20 protein-coding genes are annotated in these 23,086 nt (G+C 71.6%); 14 read left to right on the forward strand and 6 right to left on the reverse strand.

Going from position 1 to position 23,086, the window contains the following annotated elements:
* Positions 1 to 4 precede the first annotated feature (4 nt).
* The 7 genes from sucB to ACFO60_RS16070 all read left to right on the forward strand — a co-directional run bounded on the left by sucB (position 5) and on the right by ACFO60_RS16070 (position 7,032).
* Entirely contained in the window at positions 5 to 1,492 is a 1,488-nt protein-coding gene (gene sucB, locus ACFO60_RS16040; RefSeq protein ID WP_380841068.1) for a 2-oxoglutarate dehydrogenase, E2 component, dihydrolipoamide succinyltransferase, read from the forward strand.
* A gap of 126 nt (positions 1,493 to 1,618) precedes the next feature.
* Positions 1,619 to 2,596, forward strand: coding sequence for an epimerase (locus ACFO60_RS16045; protein ID WP_380841069.1), 978 nt, complete (start codon positions 1,619 to 1,621; stop codon positions 2,594 to 2,596).
* 101 nt (positions 2,597 to 2,697) lie between these two features.
* Positions 2,698 to 3,435, forward strand: coding sequence for a Type 1 glutamine amidotransferase-like domain-containing protein (locus ACFO60_RS16050; protein ID WP_380841071.1), 738 nt, complete (start codon positions 2,698 to 2,700; stop codon positions 3,433 to 3,435).
* Positions 3,436 to 3,502: 67 nt separating this feature from the next.
* Positions 3,503 to 4,198, forward strand: a complete 696-nt coding sequence (gene lipB / locus ACFO60_RS16055) for a lipoyl(octanoyl) transferase LipB (RefSeq protein WP_380841197.1) — start codon at positions 3,503 to 3,505, stop codon at positions 4,196 to 4,198.
* Positions 4,199 to 4,284: 86 nt separating this feature from the next.
* Complete coding sequence (gene lipA / locus ACFO60_RS16060; RefSeq protein WP_380841072.1) at positions 4,285 to 5,214, forward strand: lipoyl synthase; 930 nt, start codon at positions 4,285 to 4,287, stop codon at positions 5,212 to 5,214.
* A gap of 334 nt (positions 5,215 to 5,548) precedes the next feature.
* Positions 5,549 to 6,229 (forward strand): DUF4191 domain-containing protein, encoded by a 681-nt coding sequence (locus ACFO60_RS16065; protein ID WP_380841073.1) that lies wholly within the window; start codon positions 5,549 to 5,551, stop codon positions 6,227 to 6,229.
* Complete coding sequence (locus ACFO60_RS16070; protein ID WP_380841075.1) at positions 6,226 to 7,032, forward strand: class I SAM-dependent methyltransferase; 807 nt, start codon at positions 6,226 to 6,228, stop codon at positions 7,030 to 7,032. The genes ACFO60_RS16065 and ACFO60_RS16070 overlap by 4 nt, the downstream gene beginning before the upstream one ends.
* A gap of 66 nt (positions 7,033 to 7,098) precedes the next feature.
* Here ACFO60_RS16070 and ACFO60_RS16075 read toward each other — a convergent pair whose 3' ends face one another.
* Positions 7,099 to 7,557 (reverse strand): RDD family protein, encoded by a 459-nt coding sequence (locus ACFO60_RS16075; protein ID WP_380841077.1) that lies wholly within the window; start codon positions 7,555 to 7,557, stop codon positions 7,099 to 7,101.
* 145 nt (positions 7,558 to 7,702) lie between these two features.
* Between ACFO60_RS16075 and glnA the strand changes: the two genes are divergently transcribed.
* The 4 genes from glnA (at position 7,703) to ACFO60_RS16095 (ending at position 13,210) form a co-directional block, all read left to right on the forward strand.
* The gene (glnA, locus tag ACFO60_RS16080) at positions 7,703 to 9,127 is read left to right on the forward strand and encodes a type I glutamate--ammonia ligase (RefSeq protein ID WP_380841078.1); all 1,425 of its coding nucleotides are present in this window, start codon (positions 7,703 to 7,705) and stop codon (positions 9,125 to 9,127) included.
* A gap of 298 nt (positions 9,128 to 9,425) precedes the next feature.
* Positions 9,426 to 11,162 carry a hypothetical protein gene (locus ACFO60_RS16085; RefSeq protein ID WP_380841079.1) on the forward strand — a complete coding sequence of 579 codons (1,737 nt, stop codon included), beginning with the start codon at positions 9,426 to 9,428 and terminating at the stop codon, positions 11,160 to 11,162.
* A gap of 199 nt (positions 11,163 to 11,361) precedes the next feature.
* On the forward strand, positions 11,362 to 12,291 hold the full coding sequence (locus tag ACFO60_RS16090; RefSeq protein WP_380841080.1) for an SDR family oxidoreductase: 930 nt from the start codon (positions 11,362 to 11,364) through the stop codon (positions 12,289 to 12,291).
* An 85-nt stretch (positions 12,292 to 12,376) separates the two neighbouring features.
* Positions 12,377 to 13,210 carry a helix-turn-helix transcriptional regulator gene (locus tag ACFO60_RS16095; RefSeq protein ID WP_380841081.1) on the forward strand — a complete coding sequence of 278 codons (834 nt, stop codon included), beginning with the start codon at positions 12,377 to 12,379 and terminating at the stop codon, positions 13,208 to 13,210.
* A gap of 14 nt (positions 13,211 to 13,224) precedes the next feature.
* Here ACFO60_RS16095 and ACFO60_RS16100 read toward each other — a convergent pair whose 3' ends face one another.
* Positions 13,225 to 13,392, reverse strand: coding sequence for a hypothetical protein (locus tag ACFO60_RS16100; protein ID WP_380841082.1), 168 nt, complete (start codon positions 13,390 to 13,392; stop codon positions 13,225 to 13,227).
* A gap of 277 nt (positions 13,393 to 13,669) precedes the next feature.
* On the opposite strand from ACFO60_RS16100, the gene ACFO60_RS16105 reads away from it, so the two are divergent.
* Complete coding sequence (locus tag ACFO60_RS16105) at positions 13,670 to 13,852, forward strand: hypothetical protein (RefSeq protein WP_380841083.1); 183 nt, start codon at positions 13,670 to 13,672, stop codon at positions 13,850 to 13,852.
* A gap of 4 nt (positions 13,853 to 13,856) precedes the next feature.
* Here the strand turns inward: ACFO60_RS16105 and ACFO60_RS16110 are convergent, their stop codons facing one another.
* The 4 genes from ACFO60_RS16110 to ACFO60_RS16125 all read right to left on the reverse strand — a co-directional run bounded on the left by ACFO60_RS16110 (position 13,857) and on the right by ACFO60_RS16125 (position 20,127).
* Positions 13,857 to 14,909 (reverse strand): polysaccharide deacetylase family protein, encoded by a 1,053-nt coding sequence (locus ACFO60_RS16110; protein ID WP_380841084.1) that lies wholly within the window; start codon positions 14,907 to 14,909, stop codon positions 13,857 to 13,859.
* Positions 14,910 to 15,066: 157 nt separating this feature from the next.
* A complete protein-coding gene (locus tag ACFO60_RS16115; protein WP_380841086.1) occupies positions 15,067 to 16,086 on the reverse strand; it encodes a hypothetical protein in 1,020 nt (339 codons plus the stop codon).
* Between the two features lie 211 nt (positions 16,087 to 16,297).
* Positions 16,298 to 19,270 (reverse strand): bifunctional [glutamine synthetase] adenylyltransferase/[glutamine synthetase]-adenylyl-L-tyrosine phosphorylase, encoded by a 2,973-nt coding sequence (locus tag ACFO60_RS16120; protein WP_380841198.1) that lies wholly within the window; start codon positions 19,268 to 19,270, stop codon positions 16,298 to 16,300.
* Positions 19,271 to 19,335: 65 nt separating this feature from the next.
* Positions 19,336 to 20,127, reverse strand: a complete 792-nt coding sequence (locus ACFO60_RS16125) for a type 1 glutamine amidotransferase (RefSeq protein WP_380841087.1) — start codon at positions 20,125 to 20,127, stop codon at positions 19,336 to 19,338.
* 111 nt (positions 20,128 to 20,238) lie between these two features.
* Between ACFO60_RS16125 and ACFO60_RS16130 the strand changes: the two genes are divergently transcribed.
* Together ACFO60_RS16130 and ACFO60_RS16135 are read left to right on the forward strand one after the other, a co-directional pair.
* Complete coding sequence (locus tag ACFO60_RS16130; protein ID WP_380841089.1) at positions 20,239 to 20,976, forward strand: hypothetical protein; 738 nt, start codon at positions 20,239 to 20,241, stop codon at positions 20,974 to 20,976.
* Positions 20,977 to 20,986: 10 nt separating this feature from the next.
* A complete protein-coding gene (locus ACFO60_RS16135; RefSeq protein ID WP_380841090.1) occupies positions 20,987 to 23,086 on the forward strand; it encodes an SPFH domain-containing protein in 2,100 nt (699 codons plus the stop codon).

A 23,086-nucleotide genomic window follows, 5' to 3' on the forward strand; every position in this document is an offset into this window, starting at 1 on the left:
CACCATGCCGGTTTCCGTAACCATGCCCCAGCTCGGCGAAAGCGTGACCGAGGGCACCGTCACCCGCTGGTTGAAGAAGGAAGGGGACCACGTCGAGACCGACGAGCCATTGCTCGAAGTCTCGACCGACAAGGTCGACACCGAGATCCCGTCTCCGTCCTCGGGCGTGCTCACCAAGATCGTCGTCGCTGAGGACGAGACCGTCGAGGTCGGCGCCGAACTCGCCGTCATCGACCAGAACGGCGCCGCGGGCGGCGCCGCCGCTCCCGCGCAGGCCGAGCCGCAGGCCGAGCCCGAGCCCGAGCCGCAGCCCGAACCCGAGCCCGAGCCCGAGCCGGTCAAGGCACCCGAGCCGGCCCCCCAGCAGGCCCCGGTCTCCTCCATCCCGCAGCCGCCCGCGCCGCAGCCCGCGCCCCAGGCGCCCCAGGCTCCGCCGCGCCCGGCCCCGCAGCAGGCCCCGGCCGCCACCGCGGCGCCGTCGCCGATCGCGCCCGCGGCTCCCGTCACCGGCGACAGCCCGTACGTCACCCCGCTGGTGCGCAAGCTCGCCACCGAGCACGGCGTCGACCTCGACGCCCTGACCGGCACCGGTGTCGGCGGCCGCATCCGCAAGCAGGACGTCCTCGAGGCCGCGCGCGTCCAGCGCGAGCAGGCCGCGCAGGCGCAGGCCCAGGCCGCGCAGGCCCCGGCACAGGCGCAGGCCCCGCAGGCCGCCGCCCCGGCGCCGGTCGCCGCCGCGGCGCCCGAGCCGGTCCAGGCCGACACCACGCTGCGCGGCCGCACCGAGAAGATGTCGCGCATGCGGCAGACCATCGCCAAGCGCACGATGGAGTCGCTGCAGACCTCCGCGCAGCTCACCTCGGTCGTCGAGGTCGACGTCACCAAGATCGCGCGGCTGCGCGACCGGGCGAAGGCCGACTTCCAGCGCCGTGAGGGCGTGAAGCTCAGCTTCATGCCGTTCTTCGCGCTGGCGACCGTCGAGGCGCTCAAGCAGCACCCCAAGCTCAACGCGGTCATCAACAGCGAGACCAACGAGGTCACCTACTACGACCACGAGCACCTGGCGTTCGCGGTCGACGCCGAGCGCGGCCTCGCCTCCGCCGTCATCAAGGACGCCGGCGACCTCAACATCGCCGGTCTCGCCCGCAAGATCGCCGACCTGGCCGAGCGCACCCGCACCAACAAGGTGAGCCCGGACGAGCTGTCCGGCGGCACGTTCACGCTGACCAACACCGGCAGCCGCGGCGCGCTGTTCGACACGCCGATCATCAACCAGCCGCAGGTCGCCATCCTCGGCACCGGCACCGTCGTCAAGCGCCCGGTCGTCCTGGACACCCCCGACGGCGAGGTCATCGCGGTCCGCTCGATGGTCTACCTGGCGCTGACCTACGACCACCGCCTGGTCGACGGCGCGGACGCCGCCCGCTTCCTGACCACCGTCAAGCGCCGCCTCGAGGAGGGCCGCTTCGAGAACCAGCTCGGCCTGGGCTGACCGGCCCGATCCGACCCGACCCGCCGCGGCCGGACCACCTCGTGGTCCGGCCGCCGGCCGGTCTGACACGCGGCGGTGAGGCGGGGCAGCCTGGGCCGGGGGGCCGCGCGGACGTAGGGTGATCCCATGGCAGTCGTGATCACCGGCTCGTCCGGGCTCCTCGGTTCGGCCCTGGTCCGCGCCCTGCGCGACGAGGGCCGGCCGGTCGTCAGGCTCGTCCGCCGCACGCCCGCCGCGCCGGACGAGGCGTTCTGGGATCCGCGTGAGGGCATTCTCGCCCCCTCTGTGCTGGAGGGCGCGGAGGCCGTCGTCCACCTCGCGGGGGCGGGCATCGCCGACCGGCGGTGGACGCCCGAGCACCGGCGCGAGCTGGTCGCCAGCCGCGTCGACAGCACGCGCACCCTCGCCGTCACCATCGCGGGGCTTGAGCGCAGGCCCGCCGTCTGGCTCAGCGGCTCCGCCATCGGCTTCTACGGCGACACCGGCGAGCACCCCGTCGAGGAGTCCTTCGAGCCCCCGGCGCACTGGCGTCCCCTGAAGCCCGAGGCCGCGTCCGAAGAGACCGCGCCCGGCCCATCTCAGAGAGCCGAGGCCCGGGCGCACGGGCAGTGGCTCGCCGAGCTCGTGCTCGCCTGGGAGGCCGAGGTCGCGCCCGCCGAGGAGGCCGGCGTCCGGGTCGTGCGGCTGCGCACCGGGCATGTGCTCAGCCGCGAGGGCGGCTACCTCGGCAAGATGCTCCCGGTGTTCAGGCTCGGCCTCGGCGCGCCCCTGGGGTCCGGCCGGCAGTACGTCTCGTGGATCGCCGTCGACGACTGGGTGGGCGCCATCAAGCACATCATCGCCGAGCCCGAGGTGTCGGGGCCGGTGAACCTCACCGCTCCGACGCCCGTCACCAACGCCGAGTTCACCAGGGCCCTCGGCCGCGCGCTGCACCGCCCGACCATGCCGGTGGCGGTGCCGGGGTTCGCGCTTCGGGCCGCTCTCGGCGACCTCGCCGACGAGGGGGTGCTCATCGGCCAGCGTGTGCTCCCCCGCCGCCTGCTGGAGATGGGGTACCGGTTCGCGCATCCGCGTCTCGACGACGCACTGGCCGCCATACTCTAGGGTGCCGGTCCGGTGAAAACGGGAGGGTGAGCCGCGTCCCGGCCCCCGAGCCTTCGAGGCGGGGTTCCTCTTCGCCCTCCCCAGAGGCAGCAGGAGAGATCATGAGCAGGCTCGGCCAGTCCCACATCCTCGCCATAGGCGGCGGCTCGTTCGTCCCGGCGTCGCGCCTCGGCACCATGGAACCCTCCGGCCTGCTCCGTTACGCGCTCGACCTGACCGGCCAGGACCGCCCGAAGCTCGGGCTGCTCGCCACCGCCACGGGCGACGACGCCGAGTGGCTGCTGAAGATGTACGGCGCGTTCCGCTCCTTCGACGTCGAGGTCAGCCACCTCGCGCTGTTCCCCATGCCGAACGTCGACGACCCCCGCGAGTGGCTCCTGGAGCAGGACGCCGTCTACGTCAGCGGCGGCAGCGTCGCCAACCTCGCCGCGCTGTGGCGGCTGCACGGCCTCGACGAGGCGATGGAGGAGGCCTGGCGGGCCGGCGTGGTCCTCGCGGGCCAGAGCGCGGGGGCGCTGTGCTGGCACGTGGGCGGCAACACCGACTCCTTCGGGCCCGTCCTGCGGCCGTGGGCCGAGGGCCTCGGCCTCCTCCCCTACTCCTGCGGAGTCCACTACAACTCCGACCCCCAGCGCCGCGCCCTGCTCCACGAGTCGATCGCCTCGGGCGAACTGCCGGACGGCTACGCCGCCGACGAGGGCGTGGGCCTGCACTACGTCGGACGCGAGTTCATCCAGGCCGTCACCGTGAATCCGCGGGGCTACGCCTACCGCATCGAGCGCGACGGCGACGGTGGCGTCAAGGAAGTCCGCGTCGAGCCCCGCCTGCTGACCACCTGAGCGCGTGACCTCGCGTTAAGGTGGCACCGTGACTGAGCGCGCCGACCAGACCAGGCAGAAGAGCACCATGGGCGGCGGGGCCGGCAGGCTCGCGCTCGTCCGGCTCGGGGTGGACGTCCCCTACGAGCAGGCGTGGGAGCTCCAGCGCGAGGTCCACGCCCGCCGGGTGGCCGGGCTGATCCCCGACACCTGCCTGCTGCTGGAGCACGCCCCCGTCTACACCGCCGGCAAGCGCACCCGGCCCGAGGAGCGCCCGTCAGACGGCACGCCGGTCATCGACGTCGACCGCGGCGGGAAGATCACCTGGCACGGGCCCGGCCAGCTCGTCGGCTATCCGATCGTCCGGCTGACCGAGTCGATCGACGTGATCGCCTACGTCCGGCTGCTGGAGGAGGCGCTGATCCAGATCTGCGCCGACTTCGGCGTGGTGGGCGGGCGCGTCGAGGGGCGCAGCGGCGTCTGGGTCGCGGGCGACCCCGCGAGCGGCCTGCCCGACCGCAAGCTCGGCGCCATCGGCATCCGGGTGGCCAAGGGCGTCACCATGCACGGATACGCGCTCAACTGCGCCAACGACCCGAGCTGGTTCAACCGCATCATCCCGTGCGGCATCCGCGACGCCGGGGTCACCTCGCTGTCGGCCGAGACCGGGCGGCGCATCACCGTGGACGAGGTTCTCCCCTTCGCCGAGAAGCGCCTGGCCGAGGCCCTGGGCGTCGAAGGGCTCGACGTCCAGGAGGAAGACCTGCTCTCCGGCCGTCTCTGACCGCTTCCTCCACCGGGCTCGCGAGCACGAATTCGTCGGATGACCCTGTGACCGTGCGGTGCGGGCGGAGTCGTAAGCTTGGAGACGTGACCGTAGCTCCTGAAGGCCGAAAGCTCCTCCGCCTAGAGGTGCGCAACAGCCAGACCCCCATCGAACGCAAGCCCCCGTGGATCAAGACCAGGCTCCACAACGGGCCCACGTTCAACGAGATCCGATCGCTCGTCAAAGATCAGGGTCTGCATACGGTGTGCCAGGAGGCCGGCTGTCCCAACATCTCCGAGTGCTGGGAGGACCGCGAGGCGACCTTCCTCATCGGCGGCGACCAGTGCACGCGGCGGTGTGACTTCTGCCAGATCGACACCGGCAAGCCCGCCGAGTACGACACCGACGAGCCCCGCCGGGTCGCCGAGTCGGTGGCGCAGATGGGCCTGCGGTACGCCACCGTCACCGGCGTCGCCCGCGACGACCTGCCCGACGGCGGCGCGTGGCTGTACGCCGAGACCGCGCGGCAGATCCACGCCGTGATCCCCGGGTGCGGCGTCGAGCTGCTGGTGCCCGACTTCAACGGCCACCGCGACCAGCTCGAAGAGGTCTTCGGAAGCCGGCCCGAGGTGTTCGCGCACAACATCGAGACCGTGCCGCGCATCTTCAAGCGCATCCGCCCGGCGTTCCGTTACGAGCGCTCCCTGCAGGTCATCACGATGGCCCACGAGGCGGGCCTGGTGACCAAGTCCAACCTCATCCTCGGCATGGGCGAAGAGCGCGAAGAGATCGTCCAGGCGATGCGCGACCTGCACGAGGCCGGTTGCGACCTGCTCACCATCACGCAGTACCTCCGCCCGACGCCGCGGCACCACCCGGTCGACCGCTGGGTCAAGCCCGAGGAGTTCGTCGAGCTGCAGGCGCAGGCCGAGGAGATCGGCTTCTCCGGGGTCATGTCCGGCCCGCTCGTCCGCTCGTCCTACCGCGCCGGGCGCCTGTACAAGCAGGCCGTCGAGGCACGGCAGACCGCCTGACCCCGCTCCCTTTCGAGACCCTCCCCCGGCGGCCGGCCGATGGCCGCGCCGCCGTAGGGCGTCAGCGGGCCGCGCCGCGCCACCTTGGGCCGTTCTTCGGCCGCGCCGCCATAGGGCGGCGCCCCGCCCGAATCCCGCGAGGCCGGCGACGTGCGCGAAGGGCCGGCCCGGCGGCCCGGTATCGGCCCCCGCCTCGCACCGATCGCGGCCCCGGCCGCGCGCCGGTCGCTCGGCGTGCCCGGGCGATGACCGGTCGCGACGCCGAGGGTCACGGTCTGACCGGCCATCAGGTCACGTTTTCCTTTCTTCACCCTTGCATTTGTATCCTTCAACCATGGCGAACAAGCCCGCAGACTCAGAGCGCCCGGGGCGCATAAAGCAGCTCCGCATGGTCGCTCAGATCATCAAGAAGGCGAACCCCAAGGGGATGCCGATCGTCTACGCGTCGGCGCTCGCCACGCTGGTCGTCTTCATCGTCGTCGGGCTCGTCACCGGCCTGCTCTGGCAGCTCATCATCCTCGGCGTGATGGTCGCGCTGACGGTGGGCCTGCTGGTGTTCGGGCAGCTCGCGCAGCGGGCGCAGTACTCCATGCTCGACGGGCAGCCGGGGGCGGCCGCGGCGATCCTGCAGAGCATGCGCGGCAACTGGCAGGTCACCCCCGCCGTCGCGGTCACCCGCGACCAAGATGTGGTGCACCGGGCCGTCGGCTACCCCGGCATCGTCCTTGTGTCCGAGGGGCCCGGCCCGCGGGTGCAGCGCATGCTGGTCGCCGAGAAGAAGCGCGTTCAGCGCGTGGCCATCGACGTGCCGGTGTACGACATCCAGTGCGGTGACGGCGACGGTCAGGTGCCCATCAAAAAGCTCCAGCGCCACCTGATGAAGCTCCCCCGCAACCTGAAGAAGGAAGCGGTCTCCGAGGTCAACTACCGCCTCAAGGCGCTTCCGCAGACGCTGCCGGTGCCGAAGGGCCCGATGCCGAAGGGCGCCCGCATGCCCCGCGGCAAGATGCGGTGACGGCGGGCCCCGCTCCGGTCGCCCGGCGCGTGCTCGGCGACGCGCCGAGCACGCGGGCCAGCCGCCACTGGTGGGATTCCGCGGCCGACGAGTACCAGGCCGAGCACGGCGGCTTCCTGCGCGACGACGGTTTCGTCTGGTGCCCCGAGGGGCTGGACGAGGCCGACGCGCGCCTGCTGGGCGACGTGCGCGGCAGGCGGGTGCTCGAGGTCGGGTGCGGAGCCGGTCAGTGCGGCCGGTGGCTCGCCGGGCACGGCGCCGAGGTGGCCGCGTTCGACCTGTCCCACCGCCAACTGCAGCACTCCCGCCGCATCGACGTGGAGCTCGGCACGCGCGTTCCCGTGGTCCAGGCCGACGCGGGCCGCATCCCCTTCGTCTCCGAGTCGTTCGATCTGGCCTGCTCGGCGTTCGGCGCGCTGCCCTTCGTCGCCGACGCCCGCGCCGTCCTGGCCGAGATCCGCCGGGTGCTGCGGCCGGGCGGGCTTTTCGTGTTCTCGGTCAGCCACCCGGTGCGCTGGGCGTTCCCGGACGACCCTGGCCCGGGCGGGCTGACCTCCGACCGTTCGTACTTCGACCGCTTGCCGTACGTGGAGCAGGACGAGAACGGCGAGCCGACCTACGTCGAGCACCACCGCACGCTGGGCGACTGGGTGGGCGCCATCGTGGCGTCGGGGCTCACGCTGACGTCGCTGGTGGAGCCCGAGTGGCCGGACGGGCACGAGCGCGAGTGGGGCGGCTGGAGCCCGCTGCGCGGCCGGCTGCTGCCGGGCACGGCGATCTTCTCCTGCCGCCGGCAACTCTGAGCCCCCCTGCCGCCCGCCGCGCTCGGACGTGAACGCCCCGCGGGCGCGGCGGGAGAGCCGCGGAGATCAGAGGCGGACGACCACGGTGCGGGCGGCGCGGTCGTGCAGGCCGCGCTGGTCGCGGTCCCAGACGACGGCCGGGATGACCAGGCACAGCAGCAGGGTGCGCAGCACGACCGAGCCGAACGCCGGCCGTCCGCCGTCCAGGGTGGCGACCCTGACGCCGAACAGCCGCATGCCGAAGGTCATGCCGATGGTGCCCACCAGCAGGATGTACTCGACGGCGAACACGGCCAGGCCCACCCAGGTGGCGCCGCGCGGGTCGGCCCGCAGCAGGCCCCCGGCGATCGCCCAGGTGCAGATGAGCCAGTCGACGGTGATCGCGCCGAGGCGCCGCCCGAACCCCGAGACCGACCCGCTGCCCGCCCTGGGAAAGCCGAGCCGTTCGCCCGGATACCCCAGGTCGACGCCGGCGGCGCGGGTGCCGCCGATCCACGTCTGCGTCCAGCGAGGTTGCTTGCCCATGCAGGTAAGATAGCCGGGAGCCGCCTAGGTGCCTCCGGCGGCATACCCCCCCATCTGCTTAACATCCGTGAAACAAACGAGACATGGGGTGGAAACGGCACAGGCCTACTTTCAAGTCTGCAAGCCCGTGCCCCTGGGAGGTTGGATGTTCAGCTCCGCCGACGACGTCCTGAAGTTCATAAGGGACGAAGGGGTGCAGTTCGTCGATGTCAGGTTCACCGACCTGCCGGGCACGACGCACCACTTCACCTTCCCTGTGGAGAACTTCGGCGCCAGCGTCTTCACCGACGGCCTCATGTTCGACGGCTCGTCGATCCGCGGGTTCCAGGCCATTCACGAGTCGGACATGCTCCTGCTGCCCGACCCGTCGACGGCCGTCGTGGACCCGTTCCGTCAGCACAAGACGCTCAATATCAACTTTTTCGTCCACGACCCGCTGACCGGTGAGGCCTACAGCCGCGACCCGCGCAACGTCGCCCGTAAGGCCGAGGAGTACCTCAAGGGCACCGGCATCGCCGACACGGTGTACTTCGGTCCCGAGGCCGAGTTCTACATCTTCGACGATGTGCGCTTCTCGAGCAGCGCGAGCGAGAGCTACTACCACATCGACTCCATCGAAGGCGCCTGGAACACCGGCAAGGCCCAGGAGGGCGGCAACCTCGGGTACAAGCCGCGCTACAAGGGCGGCTACTTCCCGGTCCCGCCGATGGACCACTTCACCGACCTGCGCTCCGAGATGGTCCGCCGCCTGATCGACGCCGGCATCGAGACCGAGATGCAGCACCACGAGGTGGGCACCGCCGGCCAGGCCGAGATCGACTTCAGGTTCGGCACGCTGCTCAAGACCGCCGACAACCTGATGCTGTACAAGTACATCATCAAGAGCACCGCGGTCGAGTACGGTCACACGGTCACCTTCATGCCCAAGCCGATCTTCGGGGACAACGGCTCCGGCATGCACTGCCACCAGTCGCTCTGGAAGGACGGCGAGCCGCTCTTCTACGACGAGGTCGGCTACGCGGGCCTGTCGGACACCGCCCGTTACTACATCGGCGGCCTGCTCAAGCACGCCCCGGCGCTGCTGGCCTTCACCAACCCGACGGTGAACTCCTACCACCGCCTGGTGCCCGGGTACGAGGCGCCGGTCAACCTGGTGTACTCCCAGCGCAACCGCTCGGCCTGCATCCGCATCCCGATCACCGGGTCGAACCCGAAGGCCAAGCGCATCGAGTTCCGCGTGCCCGACCCGTCGTGCAACCCGTACTTCGCGTTCGCCGCGCAGCTCATGGCGGGCCTCGACGGCATCCGCAACAAGATCGAGCCGCCGCAGCCGGTCGACAAGGACCTCTACGAGCTTCCTCCGGAGGAGGCCGGCCAGGTCCCGCAGGTCCCCGGGTCGCTCGGCGAGGTCCTGGCGGCACTTGAGGCCGACCACGAGTTCCTGCTCGAGGGCGGCGTGTTCACGCCCGACCTCATCGAGACGTGGATCGCCTACAAGCGCGAGAACGAGATCGACCCGATCCGCCTGCGCCCGCACCCGCACGAGTTCGAGCTCTACTACGACGTGTGAGCCGTCGGGCTCCTGACCTGAAGAAGCCCTGACGGTTGATCCGTCAGGGCACATTCAGGGCACTCGGGCATCCCGAAAAGCCGTCGAGCGTGCCCTCCCGCGGAGGGCATGCTCGACGGCCTTTCGCATGCGCCAATTCCCTCTTCCACCGGCGAGTCCCGGTAGCCGCGGACCGGGATGACATCGGGGTCTGTGCGGCGGTGTCGCGCTAAGATCGCGTTTCATGCCTTCGGATGGTTTATGGCGCGTGATCAGGCTTGGAGCAGTAGGTCTGGTTCTTGCGGCGGCGGTCGCGGGCTTGGTGTTCAGCGACGCCTGGCTCTGGGTGGCCGTCGAATGGTCGCCGCCGGCCTATGCGGGGCTCTACGAGCGCGGCGGGTTGGACACCTCGACGACCGTGGTGCTGATCGTGGCCACCGTGGTGAAGGTCGCGCTCCTGTGGCTGATCCTGCGTACGCCCGCGCCGGGACCGCTGGACCGCCGGGAGAAGGCGCTGCGCCGGCTGCTGTATCTGGCGGTGGCGTACACCCTGGTGCTGTGGTATCCGATCGCGCTGCTCCCCGGCCCGGTCGACGCGGCGTTCCAGCTCGCGCTCTGGACCGCGATCGACGTCCTCTTCCTGCTCGTCATCCGCTGGCGGTCCCGTCTGCTGCGCGCGGCGGCCGGCGTGATGTTCGCGGTCGAGCTGGCCGGGATGGCCAACGAACTGCTCGACCAACTCGACCTCCCAGAGCTTGGACCGGTCGGCATCCTCGCACCGGGATTGCTGAGTGGAGCGGCGGCGACCATCGTCACGGTCCTCGGGCAGCGGCGCGACGGCCGGTGGAGCCTCGGCACGCAGATCGCGGGGTGGTCGTCGCTGGGCGTGAACGCGCTGGTGATCCTGCTCAACCTCGTCTTCGGAGGTGTCTCCAGCGGCGATCTGGGGGTGCTGGTCATGGTGCAGGCGATCTCCAGCGGCGATCTGGCGGTGCTGGTCTTGGTGGACGCGGCGGGGCTCGTCGGCACCGTGTGGATGGCGGCGACCGCCCGTGAACTGCCCGCCGAGGGCCGCCCGGCGGAACTTCCGCCCGCACGGCGGCGCGTGATCCGCGTCGCGGTGGCGGCCGTGGCCGTACTGCCGCTCATCGCACTGATCCACCCGGAGCAGACCCCGCGCCTCACCTACACCGGCTGGTCGATGGACTGCTATGACCGGCCCGCCTTCGGCGACCTGAAACCCGCCGAACGCGACGCCGCGTTCCTGTGCCGGGCGCGGAGCACAGAGGGCGGGGTCCCGCCGATGTTCCCCGACAGTCTGTCGAACCAGGAGATCCTGGCGTACGGGCGGGCGCTGTGCCGCACCACGGACCGCCAAGAGCAGCAGACCATTCTGAAGCGGGCCGGGAGCGCGCGGTCCACCTGGGGCGCGGACCCGTGGGACCTGGTCTACGTCTGCCCGGAGGTCGTCGGCGCGACCCATCCCGAGCTGCTGCGGTCGGCCACGCAGACGGAGGAGGCGAACACCGCCTACGTCGCCGAGAAGAACGCCGAGTGCCGCGACCCGTGGCCCCGGACGAAGGGGGTCGTCCAGGCCACGGCCAACTATTTCCTGTTCGTCGACGGCGATCCCGGCTATCTGGTCCACGACCCCGACGACCAAGCGGCCGACGAGGCGGCGGAGCAGGCGACGAACAAGGTCTACGACGACAGGTCCCTCATCGGGGTGGCCGGCAGCGCGGCGCTCGTCGGGCACGTCGACGACGTCAGTGATGTGTGCCTCACCGTGAAGGCCTTCCGCACCGCGCCGCCACAGCGGATCGCCGGGTGGGATCAGGTCAGCGAGGTGCCGATCGTCAGCAGAAGCGGCCGGCTCACCGTGCCGGAGAGGGACGGCGGTGAAGTGGGCGCGGGAGCCCCGATGCCCAACCTGGCGATCGCCGGGAAGGGCCACTACCGGCTCCGTGTCCACGTGCGGGTCGGCGACGCGGGGGAGGAGCACCTGGTCGTCGTGTTCCCGGGCGCGTCGGAGAAGAGGCTTGAGCTGAAGAGGTGAGCTGGGCCGGCGACGGTGGTGGAAGCGAAACCTGGGCGCACAGGGCACCCCCAGGGGCACATCGGCACGAGAAGCGGCGCGAAACGGTGGCGCGTATCCAGGGATCGGCGATCCGTGGATATGTCGGGCATGGATCCGTGCGGGGGTGCCTGGGAGCCTTGGGTGAGCGGTGAGAAGAGCCGCTGACCAGGGGGTTTTCATGAAAGACGTATCCGTACCCGATCTGACCGGCACGCTGGCCGTGGTGACCGGCGCGAGCGACGGCCTCGGCCTGGGGCTGGCCGTGCGCCTGGCCCGCGCGGGCGCCGACCTGGTGCTGCCGGTCCGCGATCCCGTCAAGGGCGAGGCCGCCCTCACCCGAATCCGGGCGGCGGCCCCCGGCGCCGCCGTGTCCCTCGGCGAGCTCGATCTGGCCTCGCTCGCGTCGGTGACGGCGCTGGCCGACAAGCTGATCGCCGAGGGACGGCCGGTCGGCATACTGATCAACAACGCGGGTGTCATGACGCCGCCCACCCGGCAGGTCACGGCCGACGGCCTGGAGTTGCAGTTCGGCACGAACCACATCGGCCACGTGGCGCTGGTGGGGCGCATCCTGCCGCTGCTGCGCGCCGGGCGTGCCCGGGTCACCACCATGTCCAGCAGCGCGGCCCGATACGGCTCGATCGACTGGGCGGACCCCCAGGGCGAGCGGAAGTACTCCCCTGTGCGCGCCTACAACCAGTCGAAGCTGGCCAACCTGCTGTTCGGCCTGGAGCTCGACCGGCGGGCCAGGGCGGGCGGCTGGGGCATCGTCAGCAACGTCGCGCACCCGGGCACGACCCTGACCAACCTCTACGCCTCCGGCCCGAACATGGGGCGCGAGCGTCCCTCCCACCATGACGCGATCATGCGGCGGCTCGCCCGCTGGGGCCTGTTCGTGCAGGGTGTGGACAGGGGACTGCTGCCCGCCTTGTACGCCGCGACCAGCCCGGAGGCGCAGGGTGGCCGGTTCTACGGCCCGGACGGGTTCGGCCAGTTCACCGGCGACCCGACCGAGCTGGCCGTCTACAGGCCGGCGCGTGACCAGGCCGCCGCGGCACGGCTGTGGGATCTCTCCGAACGCCTGGCCCACGTCGGGTTCGGCGCCTGACGGCGTGGCGGGGGACGAAATACTCGCAGCGTGGAGGTGGTTGCGGGAGGTAGGTGCACGGGGCACCGCGGGGGGTGTTTCGTTCATGGACCGGGACCGGCTCGCCGACTTCCTGCGCACCCGGCGGGAGGCGCGGCAACCCGAGGAGGTCGGCCTGCCGCGCGGGCCGCGGCGGCGCACCGGGGGGCTGCGCCGCGAGGAGGTCGCCGCGCTGAGCGGCATGTCCGCCGACTACTACAGCCGGCTCGAACAGCGGCGCGGGCCCAACCCGTCCGAGCAGATGCTCACCGCGATCGCCCGCGGGCTGCGCCTGTCCGCCGAAGAGCGTGACCATCTGTTCCGGCTGGCGGGGCACGCGGCGCCGCGGCGGGTCCTGGGCGGCGACCGGGTCAACCCGGGGATGACGCGCATCCTGGACCGGCTGGAGGACACCCCTGCTCAGGTGGTGAGCGGTCTGGGTGAGACGCTGCGGCAGACCCGGCTCGCCGTCGCGCTGCTGGGTGACGAGACCGCCCATACGGGGATGGCGCGCAGCCTGTACTACCGCTGGTTCACCGACCCGGCCGCGCGGAGCCTCCATCCGGAGGAGGACCTGCCGGTGCACGACCGCCTCATCGCCGCCGCCCTGCACGGCGCGTACACGCGGGACGGCCAAGGCTCGCGGGCGGCGGCGATCGTCGAGGCGCTGCTGGTGACCAGCCCGCGGTTCGCCGCGATCTGGCGGGAGCACCCGGTGCTCGGTCCGCACTGCGCGCGAAAGCGCGTGCGGCACCCGCGGCTCGGGTTGCTCGAACTGCACTGTCAGACGCTGGTCGACCCCGACCAGTCCCAGACGCTGCTGGTCTACACCGCCGCCCCCGGCAGCGAGAGCGAGGAGAAGCTCCAGCTCCTCGCGGAGCTGGAGCGCCAGCGCGTCTGACCTTCCGGGCCCGGCTACCGGCGGCGGCGGGGGTCGTGGCCCTTGCCGTCACGGATGTCGACGACGGGGCCGGGGGCGGTGGGCTTGCCGATGACGCCGGAGGAGACGGCAGAGGAGAGCTGAGCCACCGCCCGCAGCAGCTCGCGCAGCGCGCTCCCGGTGCTCTTGGGGGTGTGCGACATGGAAGGTCCCTCCCGTGAAACGAGACTCATGGACGTCTTGTCGTGCGGCGTACTCGTTCTCACGATATGTCGCGTCCAGGGTCGCCGTCCAGCCGCCCTGGTCGCCGGGCTCCCGCCCTGCGGCTCCCGGATCGGAGACCGGGGCAAGGCGGAGATAAACTCGCGTCATCTCCGCTCAGCCCGCCAGAGCCTGCCCTCAGGAAGCCTCGCCGGGTTCCTGACGTTGTGATTTCCGGGCGGCCGAGAACGACCGCCCGAAAGACAGGAAGGCAGCGCATTGTTCGGTCGTAAGCCACTCGAAGAGCGCATCGCCGATCGCCGGGCTCACCTGCCCCCGCTCAAAGAGGGGCAGCACTTCGAGCACGGGCCGGCGAAGTTCGTCTTCATCTTCCTGATCGTGTTCGTGGTCGTCTCGCACCTGATCGGGCTCGTCGTCCTCATGGCCCTCGACATGCACTGAGTGATCAGTACGGCAGCGTGTACCTGTTGAAGCGCTGAGCCACATACGGCGCCTTGAACTTGGGGAAGGCGACGGTCTTGATGTCGCCGTCGGAGGTATAGCGGTCCTCCGGGTGGGCGTTCAGCCAGTCGAGCCAGGCCGTCGAGCAGAACCGGGCGCAGTCGCCGACCTTGTCCATGGCCCGGATGCGCGGGATGCCGAGCGGGTCGAAGTCCTTGCTGAAGGGCGAGGCGGCGGGGGTGTACCCGGCCAGGAAGACGCCCGCGTAGTCGTACTTCACGCCTGCGGCGTCCCCGTGCATCGCCCAGTCCTTGGTGCTCGGCTGGTTGCCGTACGGCAGGGCGAGCGTGACCGGGGCGTCCTTGATCAGCGAGGTGACCAGCTTGTGGCCCGCGGCGATCTGGTCGGTGACCTGCTGCTTGGACCTGCCGCGCAGGTTGAGGTGGTCGCGCGTGTGGTTGCCGATGTCGAAGCCGTTGTCGCGCAGCCAGCCGAGCGTCTGCGCCTGCGCCTCGGGCCCGAAGGTGCCGAACATGTCCTTGATGACATAGAAGGTGGCGACCGGCCGGAAGCCCGGGTGCTGCCGGGCGACGTCCTGCAGGATGGCGACGGCGGTGTCCGGCTTGGGCTTCCCCGCGCCGTCCAGGGTGAGCTGCGAGGGCGACGAGTCGTCGAAGGTCAGCACGACCGGGTGGCGGCCCGCCGGGATGGAGATCTTCCCGGTGGCGAACTCCTTGGCCGTGATCGGGACATAGCCGTCCTTGGCCAGCCGTTCCAGCTCGGCGCGGAACTGCTGCGGCGTGCGGTCGTCGGTGACGGACGGCTTGGCGACCACGCGGTGATACATGATCACCGGGATCTGTCCCAGCTCGTTCGCCTTCACCTTGGCCGCCGTGGCCAGCGCGGCCTTGCGCGCCTCCTGCGCGGAGGCAGGCCCGGCCTGCTTGTGGGATGCGGCCGGCTGCGCGACGACCTTGGACTCCCCCTGCCCGCACGCGGCCAGCGCCACGACGCCCAGCGACAGCACCCCGACATGACCTGCCCGGAACCGCCCCATGGTCCCCCCAACCGACCCGATCAATGAGATACGTCTCTCCTACCCCCCGGATCACGATCTCAACACGCATCGCAGTCGAGCGAATGCCTAAAGTGACGATATCGAACCTGCAAGATGACATTCCGGACGGCATGCCGGGGCGCCGCGCCAGGCGCTTCTACTTGCCGGTCTCCCCTGCCCGCACGCGGATGCCGGTGAGCCGGCGCAGGATGTCCCACCAGAACGGGGCGCCGAACAGCAGGGCGAAGAAGGTGACCAGGAAGCCCGGCCAGTGACCCGGGCTGATCAGGCGCTGGAGCCACTCGCCGCCGTTCCAGGACCACTTGGGGCTGCCCCCGTCGGGCACGCGCACCGACACCGGGGCGTGGCCCACCATCTGGACGAACGCCGGGGCCGACAGCACCTCGGTCACGCAGGCGTAGGGGTCGGCGGGGTGGTCGGGACACTTCTCGCGCAGGGACCGCAGCGACTGGGCTCCCCCGTCGGCCGTGGCCGCGACCTGGGCCCGTATGGCGTTGTCGGTGAGGATCGCCCTGCCGTACTCCAGGGAGTCCATGCTGAACAGCAGCGTGAGCACCAGGCCGAGCACGGCGAGCACCCAGCGGACGTAGCGGCGGTAGAGCATGGTGAGGCGGCTCATCTCGCCGTCGAACCACTGCTCGACGGCCTTGCGGAAGGCGTCGAGGTCGCCGTGGGCGGTGTCCCAGGCGCCCTGCAGCGGCCGGTACAGAGGGCTGCCGCCGGCCTCCAGCTTGGCGAGCATGGCCGGAACGCCGCCCTCGCCGGTGACGATCTCCATCATCGCCATGGCGAAACGGCCGGGCGGGATGGAGGCGATGCTCGTCTTGCCGTCCTTGCCGTGGTCGATCTCGCGGAGCCGCTCGTACAGCAGGCCCGTCCAGCTGGTCGCCGCGCTCTCCACCGGCGGCGGCTTGGCGCTGTACGCCGGACGCTCGTCACGCCGGAACGGCAGGCTCGAGAACACCTCGGCGATCGTGCCGGGGATCGACTTCTTGCCCTTGTCCCCGTCCAGGGTGTCCTTGAGGTAGGCCCACAGGAACTTGCTGCGGATGCCCAGCAGCCGCACCAGGCCCTCGTTCACCCCGCTGAGCAGCAGCGAGAACAGCAGGAACGCCAGGACCAGCCCGATGGCGAGGTCGATGTAGACCGAGTTCACGGCGCGTCACCGGCCCGGCCCCACGGGGCTGTGAGGAAGCCTGATGGGGGCACGACCATTCCTCCACGGGGGGCGGGGTCAAGCAGACGCCAACAAAGGTACTCATTAAGGTCATGCGGCGCAGGCACCTTCGCCACGGCGCGCCGAGACGTGGCCCGGCGAGATCGGCCGTCCCCCGAGCGGCCGGCCGCAGCGCCGGCCGGGGCCTGGGTCAGGCGCCTCCGTAGAAGACGCGCTCGGCGACCACCCGTGCCCGGCGCGTGGTGCGCAGGTAGTCCTCGACGAAGTCCTCCGAGCCGTCGGGGGCGTAGCCGAGGGCGCGGGAGATCAGCATGCGCTCGCGCACGTCGACCGGGATGCTGTCGCCGGCCCGGCCCCGCACGAGCATGATGGCGTCGCGGATCTGGGAGGCGAAGCGCCACGCCTCGGCGACCACCTCTTCGTCGGTGCAGGCCAGCAGCCCGGCGCCGACGGCGGCGCGCAGGGCCTCCAGTGTGCGGGTGGTGCGCAGCTCGGGGACCTCGTAGGCGTGCCTGAGCTGGATGAGCTGCGCGAGCCACTCGACGTCCGACAGCCCTCCCCTGCCCAGCTTGGTGTGCAGCAGGGGGTCGGCGCCCCGGGGCAGCCGCTCGGCCTCCATGCGCGCCTTGAGCCGCCGGATCTCGCGCACGGCCGTCTCGCCGATGCCGTCGGGCGGGTAGCGAAGCGGTTCGATGAGCTGGATGAACGCCTCGCCCAGCTGCGGGTCACCGGCCGAGAACCGGGCGCGCAGCAGCGCCTGGGACTCCCAGGTCGAGGACCACCGCCGGTAGTAGGCGGCATAGGAGGACAGCGTGCGCACGAGCGGGCCCTGGCGGCCCTCCGGGCGCAGGTCGGGGTCGATCAGCAGCGGCGGGTCGGGCGCGGGACGGGCGAGCAGGCGGCGCAGCTCGTTGGCGACCGCGTGGGCCGCGTCGGCGGCGGCCTTCTCGTCGGCGCCCTCGACCGGCGAGTGGACGAACATCACGTCGGCGTCGCTGCCGTAGGAGCATTCGTAGCCGCCGAGCCGGCCCATCGCGATCACGGCGAAGCGGGTGGGGAACTCGCCGCGCCGCTCCAGCGTGACCTTGTGGATCGCGGTGTCCAGCGCCGCCTGGATGGTGACGTCGTTGAGCTCGGAGAGCGCCTGGCCGACCTCCTCTATGTCGATGCGGCCGACCAGCCCGGCCACGGCGGTGCGCAGCAGTTCGCGGCGGCGCAGCGCGCGGACCGAGACGACGGCGGTCTCGGCGTCCTGGGAGTGGCGCCGCACGGAGGCGGCGGCCTCGCCGGCGATGGACTCCTTCTGACGCGGCACGAGCTCTCCGTCGGAGCCGAGCATCGCGACGGCGTCCGGGGAGTGCAGCATCAGGCCGGTGGCGTAGCGGCTGGTGCCGAGCAGGCGGGCCAGGCGCTCGGCGACCGCCGTCTCGTCGCGCAGCAGGCGCAGGTACCACGGGGAGGTGCCGAGCTTGTCGCTGATCTGGCGGAAGCCGAGCAGGCCGGCGTCGGGGTCGGGGGCGTCGGCGAACCAGCCGAGCATGACCGGGAGCAGGGTGCGCTGGATCGCCGCCCGCCGCGAGACGCCGCTGGTCAGGGCGGCGATGTGCCGCAGAGCCCCGTCGGGGTCGGCGTAGCCGAGCGCGCAAAGCCTGGCCGAGGCGGCGGCGGCCGACAGGCGGGTCTCGTCCCCGGGCAGCCGGGCGACGGCCTGCAGCAGCGGCCGGTAGAAGAGCTTCTCGTGCAGCCGGCGGGCCTCCATGGCGTGGCGTCTCCAGCGGGTGGTGAACTCCCCCACCGGGTCGACGGTCATGCCGAGGCCGCGGCCGATGCGGCGCAGGTCGGTGACGTTCTCGGGGACGATGTGCGTGCGGCGCAGGCGGTGGAGCTGCAGCAGGTGCTCCACCTGCCGCAGGAAGGTGTACGCCTCGGCCAGGGCCTTGGCGTCGTCCCTGCCGACGTAGCCGCCCCGCGAGAGCGCGGCGAGCGCGGGCATGGTGGCGCGGCGGCGCAGCAGCCCGTCGTGACGGCCGTGCACGAGCTGGAGCAGCTGGACGGCGAACTCGATGTCGCGCAGGCCGCCGGGGCCCAGCTTGATCTGCCGGTCGGCCTCACCGGCGCGGACGTGGGCCTCGACCCTGCGGCGCATGGCCTGGACGTCCTCGACGAAGTTCTCGCGAGCGGCGGAGTGCCAGACCAGCTCGTTCACCGCGGCGACGTACTCGCCGCCGAGTTCGAGGTCTCCGGCGACCGGGCGCGCCTTGAGCAGCGCCTGGAACTCCCAGGTCTTGGCCCACCGCCGGTAGTAGGTCAGGTGGCTCGCCAGGGTGCGGACCAGCGGCCCGGCCTTGCCCTCGGGCCGCAGCGCGGCGTCGACCTCCCACAGGGAGCCCTCGGGGGTGCTGGCGGAGCAGGCGCGCATCATGCCCTGCGCGAGCCGGGTGGCGGCCTGGAGCGCCTTGGTCTCGTCGACGCCGTCCCGCGGCTCGGCCACGAAGATGACGTCCACGTCGCTGATGTAGTTGAGCTCGCGGGCGCCGCACTTGCCCATGCCGACGACGGCGAGCCGCACGTCGGCGCTCTCGGGGACCTCGGCCCTGGCGATGGCGAGACCGGCCTCCAGGGCGCCGGTGGCCAGGTCGGACAGCTCGGAGGTGATCTCGGAGAGCGAGGCCGCGCCGGTGATGTCGCGCGCGGCCAGGTGCAGGAGCCTGCCGCGGTAGGCGACGCGCAGGGCCGACATCGTGTCGGTGCCGCCGTGCGGGGCGCACGGCTCGGCCTCGCGCGGGTCGGCGCCGACCGCCTCCAGCAGCTCGGCGCGCATCTGCTGCCGGGGCGCGCGCTGGACGGCCTGGTCGCCTTCCAGGAGCTTCCAGTGCCCGGGGTGGCGGACGACGTGGTCTCCGAGCGCGGCCGACAGGCCGAAGACGCAGATCAGCCGCGATCGCAGGCCAGGGTCGGCGCGCAGTGCGCCGAGGACGCTCGGGTCGCGCTCGGCGAGGCGGTTGAGCGAGGTGAGGGCGAGGTCGGGATCGGCGGCTCCGACCAGGGCCGCGAGCAGATCGAGATCTCCCACGGCCTCGGGTCCGAGCTCGTCGAGGAGCCGCTCGGCCTGGGCTCCGTCGGCGAAGCCCAGCCCGGCGAGGCGCCCTGCTGTGGTCTGCATACGGGACTCGGCGGTCACATGCTCAAAGTAGCCGCTTCCTCACCGCCTCGTCGTTAGTGGTTTCGCTACGTAATCGCCCGGTCACCGTGAATGGACATGGGTGCCCGGGCGGCGCCGGCCGCGGGTCCGCCCCGGACGACGGCGGCGAAGGCCTCGGCGAAGGGCCGCCACGTCGCCGCCAGCTCCTGCCCGGCGGCGGTGACCTCGGCGTCCAGGCGCGCGGCGTCGTACCCGGCCCCGGCCAGTTCCGCGGCGTTCGGCCCGGTCCAGGACACGAAGATCTCGGGGGAGGCCTCAGGGTGGAACTGTACGGCCCAGGCCCGGTCGCCGAGGCGGAACCCCTGGTTGGGGTAGGCGGCGCCCGTGGCCATCGGGACCGCGCCGGGCGGCAGGACGGTGACGGCGTCCTGGTGGTACTGCACCGCTCGCGCGGTGAGCGGCAGCCCGCCGAACAGCGGGTCGCCGGCGGCCTGCGGCAGGATCGACACCTCGCCCAGCCCGACCTCGAGCCCGGCCGCGCCAGGCCGGACCTCTCCCCCGCAGGCCAGGGCCATCAACTGGGCGCCGAGGCAGATGCCGAGGGTGGGCAGCGACGCCTCGACCGCCCGCCTGATCAGCTCGCGGGTGGCCGGCAGCCACGGGGATCCCTCGTCGTCCCAGGCCGAGGGCGCGCCGCCGAGGACGATCAGGCCGTCGGCGGGGGGCTCCCCGGACGGTCCGGCGCCGAGGGCGGGCAACTCGCCGCCCAGGTACGGCCGGGCGATCTCGCAGGTCATGCCCGCGCCGGCCAGCCATCCGGCGAAGAATCCGAGGCCGGCCTCGGCCTCGTGCTCGACGACCACAATCCGGTTTGTCATGTCTCAATTATGAGTGTCCGAATCTGCCGGTCTTCCCCGGTGAACACCGGAAAAGGGGGAACTTTCGCAGGGCCGGTTCGTTGATCGAAACGGGGCCGGAAAACGAGGGGAATGCGTCAGACGATGGGGGAGTTCGTCCGCACGGCGTTGGGTTTTCCCACCGTGCTGTTCAGTTTCCCGCTGGTGGTCACCGTCGGCTACTGGATCCTGGTCCTGCTGGGGAGCGCCGGGATCGACATGCTCGACGCCGGGGACGCGGGCGAGGCGGGTCATGGCGCCGGAGCGCTGTCCGCGCTCGGTCTCGGCGGGGTGCCGGCGACCGTGACGGTCTCCCTGCTCCTCGCCGTCGCGTGGTTCGCGAGCCTCGCCGGCACGGCGCTGCTCGGCGTTCCGTCCGTCGCCGCCAGGACGGCCGTCCTCGTCGGGGCGTCGCTCTCGGCGTGGCTCGTCACCCGCGTGCTGGTGGCGCCCCTGCGCCGGGTCTTCGCCGTTCATCGATCGCCCTCCCGCGACGACTTCGTGGGCAGGACGTGTGTCATCCGCACGGGCCGCGTGAGCTCCGATTTCGGCCAGGCCGAGGTCAGGGCCTCCGATGGCTCCTCCGCCGTCATCCAGGTCAGGCAGACGCAGTGGCCGAGCCACGCGCCGCGGGAAGGGCTCGTCGCCGAGTCCGCCCCCCGCGGCGGGAACGGGTTCGAGCCGCCTGCCGGAGACGAGAGCGCAGCCGGGCATGAGCGAGCGCTGCGCTCGGGCGACACCGCCCTGATCTTCGCCTACGACGCGGACGGCGAGTTCTTCTGGGTCACCCCCTACGACGCGGAACTCGAGCCTGACGCCCCCATCAGGTAAAGGACCCCAATTGGACGTCATCTCCACCGGCTTCGGCGTGCTGCTCGCCGTGGTCCTGCTCATCGTGCTCACCACGCTGCTCGTCTTCACCCGCCTGTTCCGCAAGGTGGAACAGGGCAAGGCGCTGATCATCTCCAAGGTCAAGACGGTCGACGTCACCTTCACCGGCGCCGTCGTGCTGCCCGTCCTGCACAAGGCCGAGGTGATGGACATCTCGGTCAAGACCATCGAGATCGAGCGGTCGGGCCAGGAGGGCCTGATCTGCCGGGACAACATCCGCGCCGACATCCGCATCACCTTCTTCGTACGGGTCAACAAGACCGCCGAGGACGTGGTGAGGGTGGCGCAGGCCATCGGCACCGCCCGGGCCAGTTTCCAGGCGACGCTCCAGGAGCTGTTCAGCGCCAAGTTCTCCGAGGCGCTGAAGACCGTCGGCAAGCAACTCGACTTCGTCGACCTCTACACCCAGCGCGACGAGTTCCGCGACCAGATCATCCAGGTCATCGGCACCGACCTGAACGGCTACAGCCTCGAGGACGCCGCCATCGACTTCCTCGAGCAGACGCCCATGGCCGCACTGGACCCGGCCAACATCCTCGACGCCCAGGGCATCCGCAAGATCACCGAACTGACCGCCATCGAGCACGTCCGCACCAACGAGTTCCAGCGCCACGAGGAGAAGGAGATCACCCGCCAGAACGTCGACGCGCGGGAAGCGATCTTGGAGCTGGAGCGGCGGCAGGCGGACGCGGAGAGCAAGCAGAAGCGCGAGGTCCAGACGATGCGGGCCCGTGAGGAGGCCGAGATCGCCCGGGTGCAGGCCGAAGAGCGGCTGAAGTCCCGCGCGGCCGACATCCGCACCGACGAGCAGCTCGGCGTCCAGCGGGAGAACCTGGCCAGGGAGGTCGCGGTGGCCGAGAAGAACCGCGAGCGCGTCATCGCGATCGAGACCGAACGCATCGAGAAGGACCGCCAGCTGGAGGTCATCGCCCGCGAGCGCGAGACCCAGCTTTCCTCGATGTCCAAGGACAAGGAGCTGGAGACCGAGAAGCGGGCCATGGCGGAGATCATCCGCGAGCGCGTCGCGGTCGAGAAGACCGTCGCCGAGCAGGAGGAGATCATCAAGCGCCTGCGCGCGGTCGAGGAGGCCGAGCGGGTGCGCCAGACCGTGGTGATCCAGGCCGAGGCCGAGGCGCAGGAGGGCCTGGTCAAGGACATCAAGGCCGCCGAGGCGGCCGAGGCGGCGGCCCGGCACAGGGCGCGCGAGGAACTGGTGCTGGCCGAGGCGCGCCAGCAGGCCGCCGAGTTCGAGGCCAGGGCCAAGATCCGCCTGGCCGAGGGCGTCCAGGCCGAGGCCGCCGCGGCCGGCCTGGCCGGAGTGCAGGTGCGCGAGCGGGACGCCGCGGCCATCGAGAAGGTCGGCCTCGCCGAGGCGGCCGTCGAGCGCGAGAAGACCCTCGTGGCCGCCACGGCGGTCGGCGAGAGGCTGAAGTCGGAGGCCGAGGGCCTGAAGGAGAAGGCCGAGGCGATGGCCGCGCTGAACGACGCCAGCCGCGCCCACGAGGAGTACCGCCTGCGGCTGGACGCGGAGAAGGAGCTGCGGATCGCCGCGCTGGACGCCCAGCGCTCCATCGCCGAGTCGCAGGCCATCGTGCTCGCCGCCGGGCTGGAGAAGGCCGACATCGACATCGTCGGCGGTGACGGGATGTTCTTCGACCGGCTGATGGGCTCCATCGCCATGGGCAAGAGCGTGGACGGCTTCGTCGAGCACTCGGAGGTGGCCAAGAAGCTGGCCGGACCGTGGCTTGCGGGGACCTCCAGCTTCCCCGAGGACCTCACCCGGATGCTCGGCGCGTTCAGCTCCTCGGACGTGAAGAACCTGACCATCTCGGCGCTGCTCATGCGGCTGATCAAGGCGGGCGGCCCGGACAGCGGGCAGCTGCGGGCGCTGCTGGACGCCGCGCGCCGGCTCGGCGTCGCCGAGGCGCCCCTGTCCGCCCTCACCGCCGCGGGCACGGCGGGAACGGGCGCGGCGGACGCGGCGGCCGCCGTCGTGACGGGCGCGGTCTCACCGGCCGTCGCCGCGGGCGCGGCCGGCGCAGAGAAGTGA

This window comes from Sphaerisporangium dianthi (assembly GCF_042654065.1).
Taxonomy (GTDB): Bacteria; Actinomycetota; Actinomycetes; order Streptosporangiales; family Streptosporangiaceae; genus Sphaerisporangium; species Sphaerisporangium dianthi.

Bases quoted from the DNA above. Each gene is read 5' to 3' on its own strand.
- sucB (WP_380841068.1), top strand. From the start codon at position 5: ATGCCGGTTTCCGTAACCATGCCCCAGCTCGGCGAAAGCGTGACCGAG.
- ACFO60_RS16045 (WP_380841069.1), top strand. From the start codon at position 1,619: ATGGCAGTCGTGATCACCGGCTCGTCCGGGCTCCTCGGTTCGGCCCTG.
- ACFO60_RS16050 (WP_380841071.1), top strand. From the start codon at position 2,698: ATGAGCAGGCTCGGCCAGTCCCACATCCTCGCCATAGGCGGCGGCTCG.
- lipB (WP_380841197.1), top strand. From the start codon at position 3,503: ATGGGCGGCGGGGCCGGCAGGCTCGCGCTCGTCCGGCTCGGGGTGGAC.
- ACFO60_RS16065 (WP_380841073.1), top strand. From the start codon at position 5,549: ATGGCGAACAAGCCCGCAGACTCAGAGCGCCCGGGGCGCATAAAGCAG.
- ACFO60_RS16075 (WP_380841077.1), bottom strand. From the start codon at position 7,557: ATGGGCAAGCAACCTCGCTGGACGCAGACGTGGATCGGCGGCACCCGC.
- glnA (WP_380841078.1), top strand. From the start codon at position 7,703: ATGTTCAGCTCCGCCGACGACGTCCTGAAGTTCATAAGGGACGAAGGG.
- ACFO60_RS16090 (WP_380841080.1), top strand. From the start codon at position 11,362: ATGAAAGACGTATCCGTACCCGATCTGACCGGCACGCTGGCCGTGGTG.
- ACFO60_RS16095 (WP_380841081.1), top strand. From the start codon at position 12,377: ATGGACCGGGACCGGCTCGCCGACTTCCTGCGCACCCGGCGGGAGGCG.
- ACFO60_RS16100 (WP_380841082.1), bottom strand. From the start codon at position 13,392: ATGTCGCACACCCCCAAGAGCACCGGGAGCGCGCTGCGCGAGCTGCTG.
- ACFO60_RS16110 (WP_380841084.1), bottom strand. From the start codon at position 14,909: ATGGGGCGGTTCCGGGCAGGTCATGTCGGGGTGCTGTCGCTGGGCGTC.
- ACFO60_RS16120 (WP_380841198.1), bottom strand. From the start codon at position 19,270: ATGCAGACCACAGCAGGGCGCCTCGCCGGGCTGGGCTTCGCCGACGGA.
- ACFO60_RS16125 (WP_380841087.1), bottom strand. From the start codon at position 20,127: ATGACAAACCGGATTGTGGTCGTCGAGCACGAGGCCGAGGCCGGCCTC.
- ACFO60_RS16130 (WP_380841089.1), top strand. From the start codon at position 20,239: ATGCGTCAGACGATGGGGGAGTTCGTCCGCACGGCGTTGGGTTTTCCC.